Source organism: Micromonospora sp. PLK6-60, from assembly GCF_019890675.1.
Taxonomy (GTDB): domain Bacteria; phylum Actinomycetota; class Actinomycetes; order Mycobacteriales; family Micromonosporaceae; genus Micromonospora.
Genome location: NZ_JAIOAA010000012.1, coordinates 113,554 through 128,557, shown reverse-complemented (window position 1 = coordinate 128,557; position 15,004 = coordinate 113,554). Strand labels below are relative to the sequence as shown.

At 73.1% G+C, this 15,004-nt stretch carries 15 protein-coding genes; 8 read left to right on the top strand and 7 right to left on the bottom strand.

What is annotated here, in order from left to right; all coding sequences use genetic code 11:
• Positions 1–17: 17 nt before the first annotated feature.
• On the top strand, positions 18–1,364 hold the full coding sequence (locus tag K7640_RS21645) for an AarF/ABC1/UbiB kinase family protein (protein WP_222956701.1): 1,347 nt from the start codon (positions 18–20) through the stop codon (positions 1,362–1,364).
• A gap of 302 nt (positions 1,365–1,666) precedes the next feature.
• Here the strand turns inward: K7640_RS21645 and K7640_RS21640 are convergent, their stop codons facing one another.
• The 3 genes from K7640_RS21640 to K7640_RS21630 form a co-directional block, all read right to left on the bottom strand.
• Complete coding sequence (locus tag K7640_RS21640; RefSeq protein WP_222956700.1) at positions 1,667–2,032, bottom strand: WhiB family transcriptional regulator; 366 nt, start codon at positions 2,030–2,032, stop codon at positions 1,667–1,669.
• Between the two features lie 141 nt (positions 2,033–2,173).
• Positions 2,174–2,425, bottom strand: a complete 252-nt coding sequence (locus K7640_RS21635; protein ID WP_222956699.1) for a hypothetical protein — start codon at positions 2,423–2,425, stop codon at positions 2,174–2,176.
• A gap of 124 nt (positions 2,426–2,549) precedes the next feature.
• Positions 2,550–4,718 carry an ATP-dependent DNA helicase UvrD2 gene (locus tag K7640_RS21630; RefSeq protein WP_222956698.1) on the bottom strand — a complete coding sequence of 723 codons (2,169 nt, stop codon included), beginning with the start codon at positions 4,716–4,718 and terminating at the stop codon, positions 2,550–2,552.
• An 88-nt stretch (positions 4,719–4,806) separates the two neighbouring features.
• Between K7640_RS21630 and K7640_RS21625 the strand changes: the two genes are divergently transcribed.
• On the top strand, positions 4,807–5,049 hold the full coding sequence (locus K7640_RS21625; RefSeq protein WP_222956697.1) for a mycoredoxin: 243 nt from the start codon (positions 4,807–4,809) through the stop codon (positions 5,047–5,049).
• 71 nt (positions 5,050–5,120) lie between these two features.
• On the opposite strand, the gene K7640_RS21620 is transcribed toward K7640_RS21625, so the two are convergent.
• Entirely contained in the window at positions 5,121–6,410 is a 1,290-nt protein-coding gene (locus tag K7640_RS21620; protein ID WP_222956696.1) for an MFS transporter, read from the bottom strand.
• A gap of 140 nt (positions 6,411–6,550) precedes the next feature.
• Here K7640_RS21620 and K7640_RS21615 point away from each other — a divergent pair, with 140 nt between their 5' ends.
• The 3 genes from K7640_RS21615 (at position 6,551) to K7640_RS21605 (ending at position 8,336) form a co-directional block, all read left to right on the top strand.
• Positions 6,551–7,528, top strand: a complete 978-nt coding sequence (locus K7640_RS21615; protein WP_222956695.1) for a helix-turn-helix transcriptional regulator — start codon at positions 6,551–6,553, stop codon at positions 7,526–7,528.
• 71 nt (positions 7,529–7,599) lie between these two features.
• The gene (locus K7640_RS21610) at positions 7,600–7,836 is read left to right on the top strand and encodes a DUF397 domain-containing protein (protein ID WP_222956694.1); all 237 of its coding nucleotides are present in this window, start codon (positions 7,600–7,602) and stop codon (positions 7,834–7,836) included.
• A gap of 233 nt (positions 7,837–8,069) precedes the next feature.
• Positions 8,070–8,336 (top strand): hypothetical protein, encoded by a 267-nt coding sequence (locus K7640_RS21605; protein ID WP_222956693.1) that lies wholly within the window; start codon positions 8,070–8,072, stop codon positions 8,334–8,336.
• A 157-nt stretch (positions 8,337–8,493) separates the two neighbouring features.
• On the opposite strand, the gene nudC is transcribed toward K7640_RS21605, so the two are convergent.
• From nudC to K7640_RS21590, 3 genes are read right to left on the bottom strand one after another with little or no spacing between them, the layout of a single operon-like run.
• Entirely contained in the window at positions 8,494–9,453 is a 960-nt protein-coding gene (gene nudC, locus K7640_RS21600; protein WP_222956692.1) for an NAD(+) diphosphatase, read from the bottom strand.
• On the bottom strand, positions 9,450–10,781 hold the full coding sequence (locus K7640_RS21595; RefSeq protein WP_222956691.1) for a pitrilysin family protein: 1,332 nt from the start codon (positions 10,779–10,781) through the stop codon (positions 9,450–9,452). The genes nudC and K7640_RS21595 overlap by 4 nt, the downstream gene beginning before the upstream one ends.
• Positions 10,778–12,088, bottom strand: a complete 1,311-nt coding sequence (locus K7640_RS21590) for a pitrilysin family protein (protein ID WP_222956690.1) — start codon at positions 12,086–12,088, stop codon at positions 10,778–10,780. Before K7640_RS21590 ends, K7640_RS21595 begins: the two co-directional genes overlap by 4 nt.
• A 207-nt stretch (positions 12,089–12,295) precedes the next feature.
• Between K7640_RS21590 and K7640_RS21585 the strand changes: the two genes are divergently transcribed.
• From K7640_RS21585 to K7640_RS21575, 3 genes are read left to right on the top strand one after another with little or no spacing between them, the layout of a single operon-like run.
• Positions 12,296–13,354 (top strand): ABC transporter substrate-binding protein, encoded by a 1,059-nt coding sequence (locus K7640_RS21585; protein ID WP_222956689.1) that lies wholly within the window; start codon positions 12,296–12,298, stop codon positions 13,352–13,354.
• Positions 13,351–14,130 (top strand): ABC transporter ATP-binding protein, encoded by a 780-nt coding sequence (locus K7640_RS21580; protein WP_222956688.1) that lies wholly within the window; start codon positions 13,351–13,353, stop codon positions 14,128–14,130. The genes K7640_RS21585 and K7640_RS21580 overlap by 4 nt, the downstream gene beginning before the upstream one ends.
• Entirely contained in the window at positions 14,120–15,004 is an 885-nt protein-coding gene (locus K7640_RS21575; protein WP_222956687.1) for an ABC transporter permease, read from the top strand. Before K7640_RS21580 ends, K7640_RS21575 begins: the two co-directional genes overlap by 11 nt.

Sequence of the window (15,004 nt, the reverse complement as noted above, 5' to 3'; positions counted from 1 at the left end):
TCGGTAACAATGGCCGGGTGACCGACATCCCGCGCCGGGCGGTGTCCCGGACCGCCAAGCTCGCCGCTCTTCCGCTCGGCTTCGCCGGTCGGACCGTCCTCGGCATGGGCAAGCGGGTCACCGGCCTCGCCTCCGAGGTGATCTCGGCGGAGATCCAGCAGCGCACCGCCGAGCAGCTGTTCAGCGTGCTCGGCCAGCTCAAGGGCGGGGCGATGAAGTTCGGCCAGGCGCTGTCGGTCTTCGAGGCGGCGCTGCCGGAGGAGGTCGCGGCCCCCTACCGGCAGGCGTTGACCAAGCTCCAGGAGGCCGCGCCGCCGCTGCCCGTCGCGAGCGTGCACAAGGTGCTGGCCGAGCAGCTCGGGCCGGACTGGCGGGACCGGTTCGTCGAGTTCGACGACACCCCGGCCGCGGCGGCCAGCATCGGCCAGGTGCACCGCGCGGTCTGGCGCGACCCGGGATACGGCCCGAACGGCGGCCCGAACCACCGGGACGTCGCGGTCAAGATCCAGTACCCGGGCGCGGGCGAGGCGCTGCTCGCCGACCTGAAGCAGCTCTCCCGGCTCGGCGGGATGTTCCGCGCGATCCAGCCCGGGCTGGACGTCAAGCCGCTCCTGGCCGAGCTGCGCGAGCGGATCACCGAGGAGCTCGACTACGAGCTGGAGGCGGAGTCGCAGCGCGCCTTCGCCGCCGCGTACGCCGACGATCCGGACATCTTCATCCCGGAGGTGCTCGACTCGTCGCCCCGGGTGCTGATCACCGAATGGATCGAGGGCACCCCGCTGTCGGAGATCATCCGAGCCGGCACCGAGGAGCAGCGCGACGAGGCCGGCCGGTTGATGGCCGAGCTGCACCTCTCCGCGCCGATGCGGGCCGGGCTGCTGCACGCCGACCCGCACCCGGGCAACTTCCGGCTGCTCCCGGACGGCCGGCTCGGGGTGATCGACTTCGGCGCGGTCGCCCGGATGCCCGAGGGCACCCCCGAGCCGATCGGCCGGCTCGCCGGGCTGGCCCTGCGCGGGGAGGCGGACGCGGTGGTGGCCGGGCTGCGCGACGAGGGGTTCCTCAGCGGCACCGAGCCGATCGACGCGCAGGCGCTGCTGGAGTACATCCAGCCGATGCTCGCCCCGGTGGCCGAGGAGGAGTTCCGGTTCACCCGGGCCTGGCTGCGCGCCGAGGCGACCCGGCTGGCCAGCCCCCGGTCGCCCGCGTACCAGCTGAGCCGGCAGCTCAACCTGCCCCCGTCGTACCTGCTGATCCACCGGGTGACGTTGGGCTCGATCGGGGTGCTCTGCCAGTTGGAGGCGAAGGCGCCGTACCGGGCGATCCTGGAGCGCTGGCTGCCCGGCTTCGCCCCGGTGGGCTGAGCGCCGCAGAGACACTGCGGGGGCGGTGGCCCATGGCCACCGCCCCCGGCGTGATCGTGGGTGGACTTACAGAACGCCCAGTTCGCGGGCCGACTGACGCCGGCTCTTCATCGCGACGGTACGGGCGGAACGGGCTGCCTCAGTGCTCGTGGTGGTACGACCGGCCTGAGGCCGGCGCATTCGAGCCCGGGACAACGCTTCGTTGAGTAGTTGCATCTCGGTTCCGTTCGGCAGGTGCAGCATCGTTGTCGGCTTTCTCTAGGCCGGTGAGGACCACCGGGGACGTACGGATCGGGTAGTTGTCAGGCCGCCAGCCGGACCGTGTTGCGCGACTCGGACAGCCCACTGGCCGCCAGTCGCGCCTCGGCCTCGACCCGGAGCTGCGCGTCGCGGGCGACGTCCTCCTTGCGCGGACGGCCACGGGGCCGCTTGCGCGGGACGACCGCGCCACGCTCGAAGATCTCGCCACCCCAGACGCCCCAGGGCTCGGCCCGCTCCACCGCACCGGCGAGGCACTCGACGCGCAGCGGGCAGTCCCCGCAGAGCGACTTGGCCAGCTCGAGCTCGGCAGGCGAGTCGGAGAACCACAGGTCGGGGTCGAACTTCCGGCAGGGCAGGTTCGCCTCCACCTCGACGTCCACGTCGAGCGGGGCCAACGCCAGACTCATCGCCCGGTCACCTCTCTCTCACTTCGATCTCGTGGATCGCATTCCGACGTACTTCGGCACTACGTGCGGTGCAAAAAAACTGAGGCCGCGGATCCCGGTGTGCGGGTTCCGCGGCCTCGAGGTGAGCCGGTGGTCTGGTGGTCAGACCGGTCTACCTCGAGGTGGAACGCCGCGAGCATCCGTGCGCTTGTTGACGCCGATGCCCATGCCCGTGAAGCCACTGGTCCCCTCGATCCCCGCCAGCGGTGCAACGGTCAGGTTCAGCTCGGCCTGAACCGGGACCTGGTGCACCTGCGGAACCGACGGCCGGGCGGCGTGGGCCACCCGGACGGCCGACAGCGGAGCGAGGGCAGCCGGCATCACCGCCGGACGCTCATACGTGTAGATCTCCACCGGGGCCACCTCCCTCTCGTTCCTCGTGCCGGTCATTGACTCAGCCCCCGTGAGCAGCCGGAATGGCGCTGCTCCCGAGGTGTGTCCTGAGGCTATTCCTCGTCCGCCGGGGAGGGCAAACGATTTACGGCTGGATTTCGAAACTTTTCTGTGAGCAGACGTCGTCGACGGTCGCGCCCCTGACCAAGGCCAGTACCGACTCGCCGTAGAGGCCGAGTTTGCGGGGGCCGATCCCGGCGATCGCGATCAGGTCCTCGACCCGGCCGGGCCGCCGCTCGGCCAGCGCGGTCAGCGTGGCGTCGGTGAAGACCACGTAGGAGGGCACCTTCTGCGCGCCGGCCACCCGGACCCGCCACTCCCGCAGCCGCTCGTACAGCTCCTCGTCGAGGTCGGACGGGCAGGTCGGGCAGCGGCCCAGCTTGCGGTCCGGGCCGGCGAGCAGGGTGGCGCCGCAGATCCGGCAGGAGATCACCCGGTTGCGGCGGGCCTCGCCGCCGGCCCGCCGCTGCGCCGCCGCGCCGCCGGCCCGCTCGGGGCCGCCGGAGCGGTCGAGCTGGGGCAGGAAGCGGCTGGGCCGCCGGGCCCGCCCGCCCGGGGACCGGGCGGTGGCGTACGACAGCCAGAGCCACTGCCGGGCGCGGGTCACCCCGACGTAGAGCAGCCGGCGTTCCTCCTCCACCTGCTCGGCGGTGCGCGCGTACGTGGTGGGCAGGGTGCCCTCGGAGAGCCCGACCAGGAAGACCGCGTCCCACTCCAGCCCCTTGGCGGAGTGCAGCGAGGCCAGGGTCACCCCGTCCACGGTCGGCACGTGCTGCTGGGCGGCCCGCCGGGCCAGCTCCTCGTTGAAGTCGGCGAGCGTCACCGGCCGCTCGATCGCGGCGGCCTCCCCGACGAGCGTCACCTCGGGGCTGGCGGCGTGTTCCTCGGCGAGCTGGACCAGCGCGGCCAGCGCCTCCCAGCGCTCCCGGGCGGCGCCGCCCGGCGGCGGCGCGTCCGGCGCCCAGCCGACCGCGGCCAGGGCCTCCCGCACCGCCACCGGCAGCGGGGTCTCGCCGGGGATCGAGCGGGTGGCCGCGCGCAGCGCCACCATCGCCTGGCGCACCTCGACCCGCTCGAAGAAGCGCTCGGCGCCCTGCACCACATACGGCACCCCGGCCTCGGTGAGCGCCTTCTCGTACGCCTCGGACTGCGCGTTGGTGCGGAACAGCACGGCGATCTCCCGGGCCGGCGTGCCCGCGTCGATCATGGCCCGGCAGCGGGCCGCCACCGCCGCCGCCTCGGCCGGCTCGTCGGTGAAGATCCGCAGGTCGGGCTCGGGGCCGGGCGGGCGCTGGCCGACCAGCTCCAGGCGCAGCCGCGCCTCGGTGCCCCGGGCCTGGGAGATGACCGCGTTGGCCAGCCCCACCACCTGTGGCGTGGAGCGGTAGTCGCGGACCAGCCGGACCACGGTGGCGGTGCGGTACCGGCGCGGGAAGTCGACCAGGTACGACGAGCTGGCGCCGGTGAACGAGTAGATGGTCTGGCTGGCGTCGCCGACCACGGTGAGGTCGTCCCGGCCGCCCAGCCACGCCTCCAGCAGCCGCTGCTGGAGCGGGTTGACGTCCTGGTACTCGTCGACGACGAGGTGCCGGTACTGGCCGCGTACCTGCTCGGCGACGTCGGGGTGCTCCTCGATCCCCCAGACGGCGGCGCGCAGCATGTCCTCGAAGTCGATCACACCGTTGGCCCGCTTGGCCCGCTCGTACGCGGCGAAGACCTCGGCCACCTTGGCCGGCTCGTGCGGGGTGTCGCGCAGCGCCTTGGCCGCGGCGACCACGTATTCCCCCGGCTCGACCAGGGACGACTTGGCCCACTCGATCTCACCGGCCAGGTCCCGGGCGGCGGCCCGGTCGGCCCGCAGGCCGACCTTGGCGGCGGCGAGGGTGACCAGCCGGACCTTGCTGTCCAGCAGCTCGGGCATGGCCCGCCCGGCCAGCAGCCGGGGGGCGAAGTATCGCACCTGGCGCAGGGCGGCGGCGTGGAACGTACGCGCCTGCACCCCGGGCACCCCGAAGCCGGTGAGCCGGCTGCGCAGCTCGGCGGCGGCGCGGGCGGTGAAGGTCACCGCGAGCACGTGCCGGGGCGAGATCTCCCCGCTCAGCGACCGGTAGGCGATCCGGGAGGTCACCGCGCGGGTCTTGCCGGTGCCGGCCCCCGCCAGCACGCAGACCGGACCGGCGGGAGCGGTCACCGCGGACCGCTGCTCCGGATCCAGCCCGGCCAGCATCCGCTCCGCCGCTGAGTGAACCACCACAGCCAGGAATCATCTCAGCTTCGACCGACGTTGCACTGGTTAGCCTGGCCTGACCGGACCGGGCGCGAGCCACTTGGAGGACCTGAGCATGTTGACGATGTATTCCACCCCCTGGTGCGGCTACTGCCACCGGCTCAAGTCGCAGCTGGACCGGGAGGGCATCGGGTACGAGGTGGTCGACATCGAGCAGGACCCGAAGGCCGCCGAGTTCGTGATGAGCGTCAACGGCGGCAACCAGACGGTGCCGACGCTGCGCTTCGCCGACGGCAGTGCCCTGACCAACCCGTCGATCAAGCAGGTCAAGGAGCACCTCGCCGCCCTGCCCAGCTGACACCCGCACCGACGCAGCACGCAACGGCCGGCCCCGCCCGGGGCCGGCCGTTCCGTCTGTTGATCATGAGGTCAGCGTCGGCCCGCCCGGCGGGTCGGGACGCCAACTTCATGATCGACGGTGTTCTCCGGGGACCGGCGGGGGGTCGGGAGCGGGGGTCGGGTGGGCGCGCGGCGGGCGGGCGGGGCGGAGAGGCGGCGGCCGTGCCAGAGGTAGCCCCCGGCGGCCGTGGTGATCAGCCCGACCAGCACGAAGAGCAGCCGGTAGTCGAGCACCCCGACGAGCAGGGCGCCCGCCCCGATCGAGACCGCCTGCGGGCCGCTGACCAGTGCCTCCGACGCGGCGGCGACCCGACCGAGCAGTCCGGGCGGGGTGCGCCGCTGCACCAGCGTGTGCAACCCCACCATGATCAGCGGCAGCGAGAGGCCGGCCAGCAGCAGCGCCACGAAGCCGAGCCACAGGTGCGGGTACGCCAGGGCCAGCGCCGCCGGGCCGAAAATGGTCACCCCGGCCGCGAGCGCGCCCACCTCGCCGACCCGGCGCACCACGGCCGGTGAGAGCAACCCACCGATCAGCCCGCCGACCCCCTGCACGGCCACCAGCACGCCGACGAACGCGGCGTCGCGGCGCAACCCCAGGTCGACGTACGCGAAGATCAGCGACTCGGTGAACCCCATCACCAGCGAGCCCAGGCCGTACCCGATCAGGGCCCGGCGCAGCGCCGGCTCGCCGGCCAGGTGGCGCAGCCCGGCGCCCAGCTCGGCCGGCCAGCGCAGCGCGCCGGCCGACGGTGGCCGCTCGGCCACCCGCAGCGCGCCGACCACCGCGCCGGCGGTCAGGAAGCCGGTCATCGCCAGGGCGACCAGCAGCCAGCCGCCGACGGCGGCGTAGAGCGCGGCGCCGGCGAGCGGCCCGACCAACCGCAGTCCCTGCCGGACGGTCTGCAGCACGCCGTTCGCGTCGGCCAGCAGCTCGACCGGCACCAGTTGCCGGATCAGACCGCTGAGCGCGGCGCTGAGGGTGATGTAGGAGAGCCCGTACAGGCCGGCGACCACGTAGATCACCCAGACGTCCGCCCGGTCGTCGACCGCGAAGAGCGGGGTGAGCAGCGCCGCCGTGGTCAGGTTCGCGACCACGAAGAACGGCCGGCGGGGGTACCGGTCGACCACCCACCCGACGAGCGGGGCGAGCACCATCGGCGCGATGATCGCGAAGATCGTGCCGCCGGCCAGCCCGTCCGAGCCGGTCAGGTCCTTCACCCAGATCGCCAGGGCGAGCAGCAGGATCGACTCGGCGGCCATGCTGGCCAGCACCGCCGCGAAGAGCAGGCGGAAGTCGGGGCGGCGCAGGACGGTGCGCATGGGGGTTCCTCCTCTTTTCTTCGAGACACGCCCCTTGCCGGAACCTCCGACGCCGGTCGCGACGTCCATACTGACCGTGGGGGGCGAATTTCATACAGTTACCGTCGCGTCGGCGGCGGTCGACGGAGAAGAGGACGAAGGTGCCTCCTGCCGTACCCAGCCCGATCCTGCGACGTCGCCGGTTGGGCACCGAACTGCGCCGTTTCCGCGAGCTCGCCGGGCTGACCGGGGACCAGGTCATCGACCGGATCGGCTGGGCCTCCGCGTCCAAGCTGTCCCGCCTGGAGAACGGCCGCAGCCGGCCCGACCCGGAGGACGTGCGGATCCTGCTCGACCTGTACGGGGTGGACGCCGAGTCCCGCGACGAGCTGCTCGGCATCGCCCAGGAGGCCGGGGACATGCGGGGCTGGCTGCTGAAGAACTACCCGGTGATGACCCCGCAGCAGCGCGGCTGGGCCGAGATCGAGGCGGGCTGCGCCGCCATCTCGGAATACAACCCGGTCCTGGTGCCCGGCCTGTTGCAGACCCCCGGGTACGCCCGGCTGCGGATCCTCTCCGCCCGCCAGGTGGACGCGCGGGCCGGCGACCCGGAGCCGGTCGAGGACGCCGAGACCGAGGTGCAGGCCCGGCTCGCCCGGCAGTCGCTGCTCACCCGCCCCGACGCGCCGCGGTACACCGCGGTGCTGGAGGAGGCGGCCCTGGGTCACCGGGCCGGCCCGCCCGAGGTGCTGCGCGAACAGCTCGCCCACCTCTGCGAGCTGGCCCTGCTGCCGAACGTCACGCTGCACCTGCTGCACCGGGACACCCGGATCGCCGACTGCTACCTGCCGCCGACCGCGTTCTCGCTGTACCGGTTCGCCGATCCACAGGATCCGGAGACGCTGGCGATCGAAGGTGGCTTCACCGACGTCATGTCGACCGAGGTAAACACCCTAAATCGCTATAAAGTGGTGTTCGAGTGGCTATGCTCGGCGGCGCTCTCCGAGGAGGACACCATCACCCGGCTCTTCGAGGCGGCGGGGCGGCTGTCCGAAGCGGCGACACCGTCCACGGTGGCGTACGGCTCGGCAACGGCGCCGGTCCAGCGCCGCCCCTCCGGGCGCCTGACGGACCGGTGATCCCGGCCCCGTCGGGGCGTGCGGGGCCACTCGTTCCCCATCGGAGCAGTGTCACCATCAGGAGCAGAACCATGAACGAGATCGGCCGCACGTCCGCCCTCGCCCGGGAACTCGCCAGCGCGCCGTGGCGCACCAGCACCAGAAGCCAGACCTCGAACTGCGTGGAGGTCGCCCCCCTGCGCACCGGCCCGGCCGCGGTCGCCCTGCGCGACAGCAAGGACCGCGGCGGCCCGGTGCTGCTGTTCAACCGGGCCGGCTGGCTGGGCTTCATCAGCGGGGCGAAGAACGGACAGTTCGATCTGAACTGATCCCCCGACCGGGACGGGGCCGTCGGCGTGACGCCGGCGGCCCCGTCGGCGTATCCGGCCGACGACCCCGTTGAGCAGGCGTCATCCGATCGGACGACGGGCCACACCAATAGGCGCGTTTCACTTGCTGGGACGACCACGGGGCGTAACATGACGAAAGAGTGACGTGGAAGTTCCAGCGAGTCTGAAGTTCCAGCGGGCATTCGTCCGTCGCGGTTCATCGGGAGAAACCCATGCGGTTCCTGATCGTACGCACCGACATCCGCGCCGCCGCCGACGCCGAGATCGCGGCAGCCTGGGCCGGCGGCGGCCGCCTGCGCGACGAGCGGAGCACGCCGGAGGCCCGCCGGCAGGTGGTGCACGCCGAGGACCGCCAGGCCGCGCTGGTGCTGGCCCGGGCGCTCGCCACGGTGGGCGCGGTCCGCTCCGGCCGGCAGCGGGTCAAGGTGCTCGCGCTCGACGACCCCGTCCCCCACGCCCACTACCGACAGGGCGGCTGACCTCATCGGACGTCCGCCGTGGCCGGCTCGGCTCCCCCGCCGCGTTCCTCGCCCACCGCGCCACGGCGGCCCCGGTCCCGGCCCGTGACCGTCGCGGCAACGGCGGTCCGGGCCGGGACCTCGTACGACACCGGCCGGCGTCGTCGACGGCCAGCGGTCAGTGCCCGCCGTCCAGCCAGCCGTCCAGCCAGCGGTGGACCAGGAACAGCGCGATCGACGACGGCGGCGGGAGCACCAGCAGCGCGCCGTCGCCGGTGTCCACCTCCCGGCCGGCCAGCGCCGCCCCGATCTCGCGCCGGGTGAACCAGCGGGCGTGGGCGATCTCCGCCGGGTCGACCCGTATTGGGGCGTCGGCGTCCGCCCGGGCCAGGAAGCCCAGCATCAACGAGCCCGGGAACGGCCAGGCCTGGCTGCCGGCGTACGAGATGCGCTCGACCGTGACGCCTACCTCCTCGCGCACCTCGCGCAGCACCGCCGCCTCCGCCGACTCCCCCGGCTCGACGTAGCCGGCGAGGCAGGAGTAGCGCCGCCGGCCCGGCTCGCTCGGCCAGGTGGCGTTGTTGCCGAGCAGGCAACGCCCGTCCGGGCCGGCCCCGCCGTCGTGCACCAGCACGATCATCGCCGGATCGGTACGCGGCCAGGCCCGGACCCCGGCCGGGTCGACCCGCGACCAGCCGGCCTCGTCCACCTGGGTCGGCCGGCCCGACGCGGTCGAGTAGCCGTGCCGCAGGTGCCAGTTCAGCAGGGCGAGCGCGGTGGTGAACAGGCCGGCGTCCCGGTCGGTCAGCAGGTGGCCGACGTCCCGCAGGTGCACCGCCCGGGTCTGCGGCACGGCCGGCAGCGGGCCGTCCACCGCGAAGACCGGCACCCCGTCCGGCTCGACGCCGAGGAACATCGGCACCGAGCGGGGCACCTCGGGCAGCTCGCCCGAGCCGAGCAGCAGCAGCTCCGGCGGGGCGGCCGTGCCGCGGACCAGGGCCCGGCCCTCGGCCGTCGAGTCCAGCACCAGCACCCGGGCCCGCTCCCACGCCTCGGCCAGCCACTGCGGGTCGGTGCGCCGGTGCGCGGCCCGGTCCAGGGTGGACCGGGCCAGCGGTGGCACCGACTCGCCGCTCACGACCCGGCCGCCACCCGCTGGACCGGGGTCAACGCGGCCAACTGCCCCTCGACGCGCTCGGCGTCGCCCAGCAGCACGGTCACCGCCCGGGCCGGCGCCAGGTAGCGGGCCGCCGCCGCGGCGACGTCGTCCACGGTCGCCTTCGCCAGCCGGGCCGCGTGCTCGGCCAGGAAGTCCAGGCGCAGCCCGTTGCCCGCGTACGCGCTGGTCAGCGAGGCCAGGCCGGCCTGGGTGGACATGCCGAGCTGGAGCGTGCCGAGCGCGTACTGCCGGGCCTGCTCCAGCTCGTCCGGCTTCGGCGGCAGGGACGCCAGCCGGCCCAGCTCGTACATGGTCTCGAGCAGCGCCGGGCCGGTCACCTCGGTGGCCACCTCGGCGGCGGCGACCAGCACCGAGCCGGCCACCGAGTGCTCGATCCCCGAGTGCGGCCCGTACGTGTAGCCCTTGTCCTCCCGGATGTTCTCCGTCCAGCGGGAGGAGAAGTAGCCGCCGAAGAGCAGGTTCGCCAGTTGCAGCGCGGCGTGGTCGGGATGGGTGCGGGGCACCGCCGGCAGCGCGACGCGCAGTGACGACTGCACCGAGCCGGGCCGGTCCACCAGCAGCAGCGGCCCCGTCTCCAGCGGCGGCGCGGGCGGCAGCTCGGCCTCCTGCCCCGGCCCGGTCCAGCCCGCGAGGGCCCGCTCGGCGGCGTCCACGGCGCGGTCCGGCTGGACGTCGCCGACCAGCACCAGCACCGCGCCGGCCGGGTGCACCCGCTCGGCGTGCAGCCGGCGCAGGGCGGCCGGGCGGACCGCCCGCACCTGGTCCGGCTCGGGGGTCTGCACGGCGTACGGGTGCCGGCCGTAGATCCGCTTCAGCAGCGCCGTCCGGGCCAGGTGGGCCGGCTGGCTCTGGGCGACCTGGATCCGGTCGACCAGGCGCTCCCGCTCGGTCTGCACCCAGTCGGCCGGGTAGGTCGCCCCGGTGAGCACGTCGGCCAGGATCTCCAGCATCCGGTCCAGCCCGGTGACCAGGCCCGCCCCGGAGAGCATCAGCCGGTCCGGGTCGATGCCGGCGGAGAGCCCGCCGCCGACCTTCTGCAACTCGGCGGCGATCTGGGTGGCGGTGAGGGTCGCCGTGCCGGACAGGATGGTCTGCGCGAGCGTGGCCCCCCGGGCCAGGTGGGCCCGGCCGAAGGGCATCCAGAGCCGCAGCTCCACCAGGGGGACCGCCGGCCGGCGTACGGCGATCACGGTGAGCCCGTTGCCGAGCGTCCGCTCGGCCTGCTTCGGCACCTTGAGCTGCCGGGTCGGGCCCAGCGCCGGCAGTTCACGCACCCCTACACTCATCGGGCTCCTCCCGCGACGACCTCGACCGACGCCCGGCGCTCCGGCCGCAGGGTGGCGGCGGCGGCGCGGATCTGCTCGTCGGTGACCCCACCGACCAGCCGGGGCAGCTCGTTGAGCAGCCCCGGATCGTCGCGCTGCTGTTCCAGCACCGCCATCCGCAGCGCCCGGCCCAGCACCGCGTCGGTGTCCCGCAGCAGGTGGGTGGCCATCCGGGCCTGGGTACGCGCCAGCTCGCCGTCGGTCAGCCCGTCGGTGGCCAGCCGGTCCAGCTCCTCGTCGAAGGTGCGCAGCACCTTGTCCACGTCGCCGCCGGGCGGCAGGTGCGCCTGGAGCAGCAGCGCGGTGGGGTCGCGCACGTCGAACGGGTCGCCCATGAAGCCCAGGTAGCCGCCGAGGCCGGTGACCGTCCGGTCCCGCTGGACCAGGCGTTCGACCAACCGGGACGCGTCGCCGTCGGTGAGCACCTCGGCCAGCACCACGTACGGCAGGTAGCCGGCGAAGTCGCTGACCGGGTCGGGCACCCGCCAGGCGGAGGCCACCGCCGGCAGCGGCGCCAGCGGGTCGGTGTACGCGGTGCGCCGCTCGGCGGCCAGGTCGGGCTCGGTGAAGTCGGGCCGGGCCGGCGCCGGCCGGGCCGGCACATCGCCGAAGTGCCGCTCGATCAGCCCGGTCGCCTCGGCCACGTCCACGTCGCCGCTGACCGCCAGCACCGCGTTGCCGCAGGCGTAGTAGCGGCGGAAGAAGTCGGCCGCGTCGGCGACGGTCGCCGACTCCAGGTCGTCGAAGGAGCCGTAGCCGTCGTGCGCGTTGGGGAAGGTGTCGAACATGACCGGCGGCAGCTTCAGCCAGGGAAACCCGCCGTACGGCCGGTTCAGCACGTTGACCCGGATCTCCTCCTTGACCACGTCGACCTGGTTGCGGAGGTTCTCCTCGGTCAGCCGGGGCCCGCGCATCCGGTCGGCCTCCAGGAAGAGGGCCCGCTCCAGCGCGTTGCTCGGCAACGTCTCGAAGTAGTCGGTGTAGTCCAGGTGGGTGGAGCCGTTGAAGGTGCCGCCGGCGCCCTGGACGTGCCGGAAGTGGGCCAGCTTCTCCAGGTTCTCCGAGCCCTGGAACATCAGGTGCTCGAAGAGGTGGGCGAAGCCCGTCCGGCCCTCCGGCTCGGAGCGGATGCCCACGTCGTAGACGACGGCCACGCCGATGACCGGCGCGCTGCGGTCGGGGGTGAGGACGACCCGTAGGCCGTTGTCGAGGGTGAACCGCTCGACCGGGTATTTCGTCGCTGGAATTCTCGATCTCCGCGCCGCCACGGCTCGACCCTAGCGCGTCGGCAGCCCGCGCACCCCCGCCCCGCTCACGGACGGTTCCGGGCCGGCCGGGCCCACCTATCGAGTCGGTGGGAATTGCCGGCAATTTCGGGACTCCCTGTCCCACCATCCGGTCGATTCTTGACGCCGGCCACGGCCTGCCCCACTCTTCCTACCAACTAAGTAGGAATACTGCGGATTGGATAGACGATGAGACGGCTCCCCTTCCGTCGGCTGGTCTCCCTGGCCACCCTCGCCGCGGTGAGCGCGGCCACCCTCGGCACCACCGCCGCCTGCGGCGAGGACGACGCGAGCGGCGACTCCGGGCCGGTGACGCTGCGGCTCGGCTACTTCCCCAACATCACCCACGCCCCCGCCGTCGTCGGCGTGGAGAAGGGCATCTTCGCCGACAAGCTCGGCAGCGGGGTCAAGCTGGAGACCAAGACCTTCAACGCCGGCCCCTCCGCCATCGAGGCGATCTTCTCCGGGGCGCTCGACGCGACGTACATCGGTCCGAACCCGACGGTGAACGCCTTCTCCAAGTCCAAGGGCGAGGCCGTCCGGGTCATCTCCGGCGCCGCCTCCGGCGGCGTCGCGCTGGTGGTCAAGCCGGAGATCACCTCGGTGGAGCAGCTGCGCGGCAAGAAGATCGCCACCCCGCAGCTCGGCAACACCCAGGACGTCGCGCTGCGCTACTGGCTCAAGGAGAAGGGCCTGACCACCACCAAGGAGGGCGGCGGCGACGTCAAGGTCGTCCCGCAGGAGAACGCGCAGACGGTGGAGACCTTCTCCAGCGGCACCATCGACGGCGCCTGGGTGCCCGAGCCGTTCGTCTCCCGGCTGGTCAACGCCGGCGGCAAGGTGCTGGTCGACGAGCGGGACCTGTGGCCGGACAAGAAGTTCGTCATCACCAACCTGATCGTCTCCACCAAGTTCCTCAAGGCCCACCCGGACGTGGTGAAGAAGCTGGTCGAGGGCCAGGTCGCGGCCAACGAGTTCGTCAACACCAAGTCGGACGAGTCCCAGCAGGCCATCTCCGACCACATCGGCAAGATCACCGGTAAGCCGCTGGACATCAAGCTGATCAAGCAGGCGTGGCCGACGCTGGAGTTCACCAACGACCCGATCGCCTCCTCGCTCAAGACGGGCCTCGACCACGCGGTCGCCGTCCAGCTCACCGAGCCGGTGGACCTCAACGGCCTCTACGACCTGTCGTACCTCAACGAGGTGCTCAAGGCCCAGGGCAAGCCCGAAGTCACCCAGCCATGACGTCGACCACGACGACCCCGCGCAGCGCGACCGGCCAGGTCGCGCTGCGCGGCGTGACCAAGGTGTACGGGCGCGGCGAGCACGCCGTACTCGCCCTCGACGGGGTTTCCCTGGACGTGGTGCCCGGCGAGTTCGTCTGCCTGGTCGGCGCCTCGGGCTGCGGAAAGAGCACGCTGTTGAACCTGGTCGCCGGCCTGGACCGGGCCAGCGGCGGGCAGATCGACGTCGGCGAGGGGGTCAACCCCGGGCTGATGTTCCAGGAGTCCGCGCTCTTCCCCTGGCTCACCGTCGAAGGCAACGTCGAGGTGCCGCTCAAGCTGCGCGGCCTGTCCCGGGCCGCCCGCCGGGAACGGGTCGCCGAACTGCTGCGTACGGTGCACCTGGCCGACTTCGGCCGCAAGCGCCCGCACGAGCTCTCCGGCGGCATGCGGCAGCGGGTGGCGCTGGCCCGCACCCTCGCCCTGGACACCCCGGTGCTGCTGATGGACGAGCCGTTCGGCGCGCTCGACGCGATGACCCGCGACATCCTGCACGACGAGTTGGAACGCATCTGGTCCGAGCGCAAGCTCACCGTGCTCTTCGTGACCCACAACGTCCGGGAGGCGGCCCGGCTCGCCGACCGGATCATCCTGCTCTCCAGCCGACCCGGCCGGATCATCTACTCCACCGAGGTCGACGTGCCCCGGCCCCGGCGCATCGACTCCCCGGAGATCGCCGCGATCGCCGCCGAGGTCACCGACCGGCTCCGTACGGAGGTGGGCCGCCATGGCCAGTGACACCCTCGCCACCACGCCGCGCAGCGACGCGGAGATCTCCGGCCTGGACGCGCTGGAGATCGCCGGTCAGGAGAAGGCAACCACCCGGGCCAGCCGGATCTGGGCCGCCACCTGGCCGAAGGTCGCGGCGCTCGCGCTCGCGATCGGGCTCTGGCAGGTGGTGGTCTGGGCCGGCTGGAAGCCCTCGTACTCGTTGCCCGGGCCGGTCACCGTCGGCGAGGAGCTCCTCCGCCAGATCCGCGGCCCGCAGCTCTGGGACGGTCTGGTCACGACGCTGCGCCGGGCCGCCGTCGGTTACGTCTTCTCGGTCGCGGTCGGTCTGCTGGTCGGCCTCGCGGTGGCCCGGTTCCGGGTGCTCCGCGCCGCCATCGGCTCCATGATCACGGCCTTGCAGACCATGCCGTCGATCGCCTGGTTCCCGCTGGCGATCCTGCTGTTCGAGCTGAGCGAGAAGGCGATCTTCTTCGTGGTGGTGCTCGGCGCCGCGCCGTCCATCGCCAACGGGGTGATCACCGGGGTCGACTACGTGCCGCCGCTGCTGGTCCGGGCCGGCCGTAACCTCGGCGCCCGGGGCCTCAACCTCTACCGGTACGTCGTCGCGCCGGCCGCCCTGCCGGCCATCGTGGCCGGCCTCAAACAGGGCTGGGCCTTCTCCTGGCGCAGCCTGATGGCCGGTGAGCTGATCGTCGTCGGCATCTCACAGACCTCGCTGGGCGCGCAGCTGACCTACTCCCGCGAACTCTCCGACGCACCGTGGCTGCTCTCCACGATGATCGTCATCCTGGTGGTGGGTCTGCTGGTCGACGCGGCGTTCGGCGCCGCCGACAAGGCGATCCGACGCCGGTGGGGCGTCCTCGACCAGGCCGGCAACTGA